The organism is Mycobacterium sp. 852013-51886_SCH5428379 (genome assembly GCF_001665575.1).
GTDB lineage: Bacteria > Actinomycetota > Actinomycetes > Mycobacteriales > Mycobacteriaceae > Mycobacterium.
This window is the reverse complement of the sequence record NZ_LZSU01000034.1, coordinates 101,390-108,033: the sequence shown is the minus strand read 5'-3', so window position 1 is coordinate 108,033 and position 6,644 is coordinate 101,390. Positions and strand designations below refer to the sequence as shown.

Annotated in this window: 8 protein-coding genes; 2 read left to right on the top strand and 6 right to left on the bottom strand. The window is 67.4% G+C overall.

The window, feature by feature from the left end; translation table 11 throughout:
• The first annotated feature begins 144 nt into the window (after positions 1-144).
• Complete coding sequence (locus A5757_RS14200; protein ID WP_066835175.1) at positions 145-567, top strand: TIGR03668 family PPOX class F420-dependent oxidoreductase; 423 nt, start codon at positions 145-147, stop codon at positions 565-567.
• Positions 568-571: 4 nt separating this feature from the next.
• Here the strand turns inward: A5757_RS14200 and A5757_RS14195 are convergent, their stop codons facing one another.
• Together A5757_RS14195 and A5757_RS14190 are read right to left on the bottom strand one after the other, a co-directional pair.
• Positions 572-2,209 (bottom strand): dihydroxyacetone kinase family protein, encoded by a 1,638-nt coding sequence (locus A5757_RS14195; protein ID WP_066835173.1) that lies wholly within the window; start codon positions 2,207-2,209, stop codon positions 572-574.
• A gap of 94 nt (positions 2,210-2,303) precedes the next feature.
• Positions 2,304-3,575: a cytochrome P450 gene (locus tag A5757_RS14190; RefSeq protein WP_066835171.1), complete on the bottom strand. Its 1,272-nt coding sequence runs from the start codon at positions 3,573-3,575 to the stop codon at positions 2,304-2,306.
• A gap of 260 nt (positions 3,576-3,835) precedes the next feature.
• Here A5757_RS14190 and A5757_RS14185 point away from each other — a divergent pair, with 260 nt between their 5' ends.
• Positions 3,836-4,393, top strand: coding sequence for a TetR/AcrR family transcriptional regulator (locus A5757_RS14185; protein ID WP_066835169.1), 558 nt, complete (start codon positions 3,836-3,838; stop codon positions 4,391-4,393).
• 47 nt (positions 4,394-4,440) lie between these two features.
• On the opposite strand, the gene A5757_RS14180 is transcribed toward A5757_RS14185, so the two are convergent.
• The 4 genes from A5757_RS14180 to A5757_RS14165 all read right to left on the bottom strand — a co-directional run bounded on the left by A5757_RS14180 (position 4,441) and on the right by A5757_RS14165 (position 6,603).
• On the bottom strand, positions 4,441-5,334 hold the full coding sequence (locus A5757_RS14180) for a DMT family transporter (protein WP_066835167.1): 894 nt from the start codon (positions 5,332-5,334) through the stop codon (positions 4,441-4,443).
• 96 nt (positions 5,335-5,430) lie between these two features.
• A complete protein-coding gene (locus A5757_RS14175; protein WP_066835165.1) occupies positions 5,431-5,982 on the bottom strand; it encodes a hypothetical protein in 552 nt (183 codons plus the stop codon).
• 16 nt (positions 5,983-5,998) lie between these two features.
• Positions 5,999-6,265: a helix-turn-helix transcriptional regulator gene (locus A5757_RS14170; protein WP_066835163.1), complete on the bottom strand. Its 267-nt coding sequence runs from the start codon at positions 6,263-6,265 to the stop codon at positions 5,999-6,001.
• Between the two features lie 68 nt (positions 6,266-6,333).
• Positions 6,334-6,603, bottom strand: coding sequence for a hypothetical protein (locus tag A5757_RS14165; RefSeq protein ID WP_066835161.1), 270 nt, complete (start codon positions 6,601-6,603; stop codon positions 6,334-6,336).
• Between the last annotated feature and the right edge of the window lie 41 nt (positions 6,604-6,644).

Genomic DNA, 6,644 nt, shown 5'->3' with positions numbered 1-6,644 from the left:
AGATGTGTATAAGAGACAGCCGACAACAGCGGCGGCGGTCCGGGATACCGCCCGACGCAGCGTCCGACGAAGAAGCCGGAGTTCAACGTGACGAAGACGCCGTCGATCCGTAAATCCACCGACGACCCCGACGACTGACCGCGTATGAGCACCGACGCCCCGGACGCCCTTGAAGCCGCCGATCGGTTCGCCGCCGCGCCCGCGGCCGTGCTGGCGACGTTGAACCCCGATGGCGCACCCCATCTCGTGCCGGTGGTGTTCGCGGTGCACCGTGACGTGATCTACACGGCGGTGGACGCCAAGCGTAAGCAGACGCGGGAGCTGCGGCGGCTGGCCAACATCGCCGCCGACGACCGGGTCTGCGTACTCGCCGACCACTACGCCGAGGACTGGACGCAGCTGTGGTGGGTGCGCGCCGACGGCGTTGCGGCCGTGCACCACAGCGGTGACGAGATGGCGACGGGCTATGCGCTGCTGCGGCGGAAGTATCCGCAGTACGAGCGGCTCGCGCTCGACGGCCCGGTGATCAGCATCGCGGTGCGGCGCTGGTCGTCCTGGGAGGCGTGAGGGTTCAGGACCCCGCGGCGGCCTCGAACAGCCAGGAGACCACGAGCGCACCCGGGTCGACCGCACCGCGTCCGGCGTCGCCGACGTAGCTGGCCCGGCCCTTCCGGGCCACCCGCTCCCGGGTCGACTCCGCCCCCTGGGCCGCGGCCGCCGCGGCGTCGGCCAGCGAATCACCCTGCTGCAGAGCGTCGTTGGCGGGATGCAGGGCATCGACGACGGTGTTGTCGCCTACCCGCGCCCCGCCCAGTTCCACCACCGACTCCAACGCTGCGCGCACTCCGCCGGCGAACGCCCGGTCGAACTCGTCGGCCTCGGCGAAGCTCTTGGACAACTCGCGGAACATCGTCCCGAACACCGCCCCCGAGGTGCCCCCGGCGCGCACGAAGTACGACCGCGACAGCGCGTCGAGTACGTCGGCGTCGGATCCGCGCAGCGGCAGGCCGAACGGCGAGAGCGCCGCGGACATGTTGGTGCCGAAGTCACCGTCGCCGGCCTGCCGGTCGAGTGCGGTCAGGTCGTCGATCGCCTCCTGCACGCGGCCGACAAACGTGGTGAGCCAGGCACATTCGGGTCCCGAGTCGACGGCGTCATCGGGTTCGGCGGCCGTCGTGTCAACGAGTTCACCCGGTGCGGTGGCGGCCAGTCGCGGCCAGGCAGGCGCCTCGGTCGGCGCATCCCACAGCCGCACGATCTCGTCGTCGGCGCACACCACGGTCACCGATGCCCCGCGCATGTCCAACGCGGTGACCATGGTGCCCACCAGCGCGCGCACCACCTCGATCCCGGCGTCGCGCAGCTGTTCGACGACGTGACCGAACACCAGGTTCAGTTCGAGCGGATGTGTGCTGCCGAGACCGTTGACCACCACGATGACCTGCCGGCCCTCGGTCAGGCCGAGCGATCCGACGATGCGGTCGAGCAGCATCCGCACGATCTCGGCGGCGGGTTGCCACTGGGTACGTTCGACGCCGGACTCCCCGTGGATGCCGATGCCGATCTCCATCTCGTCGTCGCCGAGATCGAACGACGGCGCGTCGGAGCCGGGCACCGTGCACGGGTCCAGCGCCACCGACATGCTGCGGGCCTGGTCGGCGACTCGGCGGCCCAGTTCGGCCACCTCGTGCAACGCCGCACCCTCGGCCGCGGCTGCGCCGCAGACCTTTTCGACGACGATCGTCGCGCCGGTGCCGCGCCGGCCCGGCCCGTCCTCGTCGTCGGATTCCGTGGCGACGTCGTCGGCGACCACCACGACGTCGGTGTCGATGCCCTCGTCGCCCACGATGTCGCGGGCGATGCGGAAGTTCATCATGTCGCCGGTGTAGTTCTTCACGATGTGCAGGACACCGGCGCCGGAGTCGACGTGGCGGGTGGCGCCGGCGATCTGTAATGCGTTCGGCGAGGTGAAGATCTGGCCCGGGCAGACCGCGTCCAGCATCCCGGCGCCGATCAGGCCCGCGTGCATGGGTTCGTGTCCCGAACCGCCGCCGGACAGGAGTGCGACGCGGCCCGGCGGGGTGGGGCCGCGCCGGGCGAGGAAGCCGGGATCGCGGTGCCAGGCGACGTGGGGATTGGCGGCGACGAAGCCGCGGAGGGCTCCGGGCAGGAACGCGTCGACCGAGTCGATGAAGTAGCGCTGCGGCATGCCCCCGACTGTAGGCGCGGCCGAAGAACTACCGGGGGTGGCCGGCAGTGAAATAGCTCAGGTAGGCACCGTTCGGATTGTGTACGTCCGGACTTCATGGCGTCGTCCTCTCGTGGAGGACGACGGGGAGGTGGGTAGGGCCGCGTAGTGAGCTGTTGGTCGACCATGTTGCGGGTCCGGTCATCTCGATTCGTGAAACGCGACCGACTAGTTCACGGAGTACGGCTTGCGCCTCCATGCGTGCCAGCGGCGCTCCGAGGCATAGGTGTGGTCCATAGCCGAAGCCGATGTGGGAGCGCGGGTTTCGGTCCGCACGGAAGGTGTTGGGGTCGTCGAAGGCAAGTGGGTCGCGGTTGGCCGCGCCGAATGACATCAGCACCCGTGAACCCGATGGGATCGTGACATCGCCTACTCGGTAATCGGCACGCGTATAGCGGTAGAGGTTCTGAATGGGGCTGGTGTAACGGACGTGTTCTTCGATGGCCTGCGGGATGAGGTCGGGGTTGGCGCGGATCATGTCGTATTGATCGGGGTGGTGGGCGTAGGTGTGCAGCATCCCGCCGAGGAGGTTGGTTGTGGTCTCGTTACCGGCGATCAGGAGCAGGGTGGCGATGTAGAACAACTCGTTGTCGGTGAGCGCTCCGTCGGTGTTGTGCTTCAACAACCGGCCGAGGACGGTGTCCGATTCTTTGAGGTGTCCATCTGCGAGGTGCTTCAAGAAGTAGCGGCGCAGCGCTGCTGCGGCACGCAGGGACCGCGCCGTGCGCGCAACCCCGGTCACGGTCGGGGTGAAGTTGATGATCTGGGTGGCCTCTTCTGACCAACGGCGGAAGTCGGTGATGTCGCCTTCCGGGACGCCGAGAATTGCCGCGATCACGCGAAGCGGCATGGGTATCGTCAGCCGCTGCACAGCATCACCGTCGCCCGCACCGATCATGTCATCGACGAGTTCGGCGGCAAGCTTGTCAATGATGTTGCTCCAACTGTCCAGAGCACCTTTTGTGAACGCCGGCTGAACCTGTTTGCGCAGGCGGCTGTGCTGCTCGCCATCGGTGACCACAACGAGATCGGCGACCATCCGGACCCGCGTCACTCCATGGCTGCTGGTCACCTGGTCTGTGTCGCGCAGGGCTGCGCGGACGTCGTCGAGTCTGTGCAGAATCCATGTCGCCCGCCGTGGGTTGTAATGCACCCGCCCTCCCGCGTGCAACGCGTCGTAGGCGGCGTAAGGCTGCGCCGCGGTCGTTGCGTCCAACGGGTCGTAATCGGTGTTCACCGCACCCGTCCACCCGCGGTATCCACGTCTGTGCGTGCGTATCGCCGCAGAGACGTTCAATCGCCCCGCTGTGACGAGAGGCGAGAACATCGTCGTGGCAGCGGCTTCTCGTCCGAAGTTCACGGTTTCAGCACACCTCTCCCGACAACACGCTCTCAGCGTCGATACCGTTGTCTTGGACGTCAATACCTGGCAGCGAAGTTGAAAGGCCGGCTCGGGGCCGGCGAGCATTCCCGTTCTCGGAATGGGGCGGAACCTGCAGTTATTGGTGAGACATCCCGTGCAATCTGTCTCGTGGCGAGAAAAGAGATTTGTTGTAGATCGGCGCCGTGCGGGGAAGGCTGGTCGCCGTGGCACAGAAGGATTGGGTCCTGGGAGTGGACCGCCGCGCCGAGGCGCGTGATCGCATCATGTCGGCTGCATCGGAGCTCGTTTCACGCAATGGGTTCGAAGCGTTCACCATCGATGCGCTTGCTGCGCAGCTGAATTGCTCGCCCGCAACCATTTACCGCCATACCGGCGGCAAGGCGGCGATCCTCGAACGCCTCATCTCCCTGTTCTCTCAGCGGATCGTCGACTCGATACAGCAAGCCATAGACGGGATCGAGGGAACCGACCGCGTCGCGACCGCCATCATCGTGGCGCTGGACTTCATGCGTTCTGAACCGCTCGGAAAAGTGATCATGGGCGACATTCGTCCCGACCACGACACCGGGACCCTGACCTCATCACCCTTCGTCGTCAAGATGGCCGAAGAAATGATCGGGCGCAGCGACCCACTGGCCGCGCAATGGCTCATCCGTATCACGTTCGCCCTGTGGTACTGGCCGGTCAAAGACAGACACACAGAGCACGAGGTGGTGAAGCGGTTCGCCGCACCATCGGTCATTCCGCAAATCGGCCGATGACCCGCTCGCCGACCGATCCGGTCTGACGTGGATCCGATCGCCATCGGCTACGCGACGCGCTCGGCCATCTCGGCTTCGAGCTGCTCCTCGTAGGCGCCCTCCTGCCGGCCCAGCGCCACGGTTGCCGCGATCATCGCCAGCGCGGCGGCGGCCAGCGCGACCGGTTCCATGCCGGTGATCTGCAGGCTCTCCCCGAGCACGATCGCGCCCAGCACGACGGCGACCACCGGTTCGAGCACCAGCATCGTCGGCACCGAGGTCTGCAGCGAGCCGGCGTGGAAGGCCGACTGCTGCAGCAGCGTTGCACCGACCCCGAGCAGCACCACGAGATAGAGCGCCGGAGTGGTCAGCGCCGCGACGAAGCGCCCCTCGGTGACCAGATGCATGACGATCTTGGTGAGCACGGCGACCAGGCCGAACAGCACACCCACTCCGACCGCGAGCAGCACCGCCCGCACCCGGTCGGCGCTGCGCACGGCCAGCACCACGGTGGCCAGCACGACGGTCAGCGACACCGCCACCACCAGCACCGTGAGCGTCAGCGGGATGTCGTAGTCGCCGGCGCTCGCCTTGGCCAGGGCAACGAACACCGTCAGCGCCGCGGTCAGCAGCAGCGCCCACAGCCATTCCGCGCGGGTGACGCGGCGCCCCGCGAGCCGGGCGCTCAGCGGCAGCGCGAAGAGCAGCGCCGACACCAGCACCGGTTGCACCAGCAGTAGCGATCCGTAACCGAGCGCCAGCGCCTGGAAGCCATACCCCGCGACCGCCACGGCGGTACCGGCCCACCACAGCTTGCGGTGCAGCAGCGTCGTCAGCATCTCGGTGCTGACGCCCTTCTCCGCAGGGACGTCCAAAGTGGCGCGCTGACGAACCACGATGCCCACCGCCATGAAGATCGCCGCGAGCAAAGCGAACAACACCGCTAGTGCATGGCCGAGCAAGCGGTCACTCCTCTACCCGTATGGCGTCGCTGCCGACAGGCAGCCCCCACCACCGTAGAGGTCGCGGACGAAGTCGTCCGTTCCGGCGGGTGAGCGTCAGTCCTCGCCCACCGGATCGGGCCGCACCCAGCCCAGCACCATCGCCGGGGTGCAGCCGCCGACGAGCAGCACCGTCAACGCCATCAAACCCCCGGCGTAGGCCATGTTCTCGTCGGCGCCGTCGGTGATCACCGCCCCGAAGATCAGGTAGAAGATCGGGATCAGCATCAGGTACTGGGTGATGGTGAGGCCGACCGACCGGGCGGCGTCGCGCTGCGCGATCTCGAACTCGTCGAGCGCGCCCTGCGGCGCATCGCCCTGTCGTCCCGACACGATCTGCAGGGCGATCCACAGCGGGTAGAACACCACGCAGGCCGGCAGCCACAGCAGCGGTGCCCACTCGACGCCGACCGCGCACGCGATCGAGACGGCGAACATGGCCACGAACGTGGCGGCGAGCGCGCCGACGAGCTGCCGGCGCCGACGGCGGGTCCGCCAGCCCGGCAGCGACGACGCGTAGGTCTGTTCGTACTTCAGGAAGCGGCGGGTGCGGTAATCGCGGTAGCGGTCGATGAGGTTGTGCGGGGCGTGGCCGAGGGAGCCCGACATGGATGTTTCCTCTCGTCTAGGAGTCGCGGCGGTACACCGCGGCAGACAGCGGTGTGAACTCCGTTCGGGAGAACACCGCTTCGACCGGCAGACCGAAGACGTCACAGATGCGCATGGCGAGATCGAGGCTGGGATAGTGGTCGCCCCGCTCCAGCGCTCCCACGGTCTGTGGGTTGACGTCGACCTGCGCGGCCAACTGAGCCCGGCTCATGGCGCGCTCGGCTCGCAACACCGCGATGCGGTTGAAGATCGGCAGAGTTTCACCACGACGAACCGGACTCATACAACTAACTGTTGCAAAAACCCAACGACTGAGTCAAGTGTTCATCGCCCTGGCAGGAGATCAGGTGGTCAGACCGCTTTGAGGCGCACGGGGCCGGCGGGTTCCGCCGGTGCGGTGGGGGCGATCTTGTCGTTGACCGATGCGACGACGGTGTCGACCCGGTTCACCGCGGCGTCACACATGTCGCGCACGCGGTCACCGGCGGCGTCGACGTCGTCGGCGGCCGAGAGCAGGTAGGCGCGGAGAGTCACCCGCAGTTGTTCGCCCATGCGGCGCGCACGCTGGCGCAGGCGGTCGTCGATCTCGACCGTGACGTAGGGCATCACCCGGATCTTCATGCGGCTCCCGTTCCCCCGGTTCGGCACTCGGCGCGTGCGTC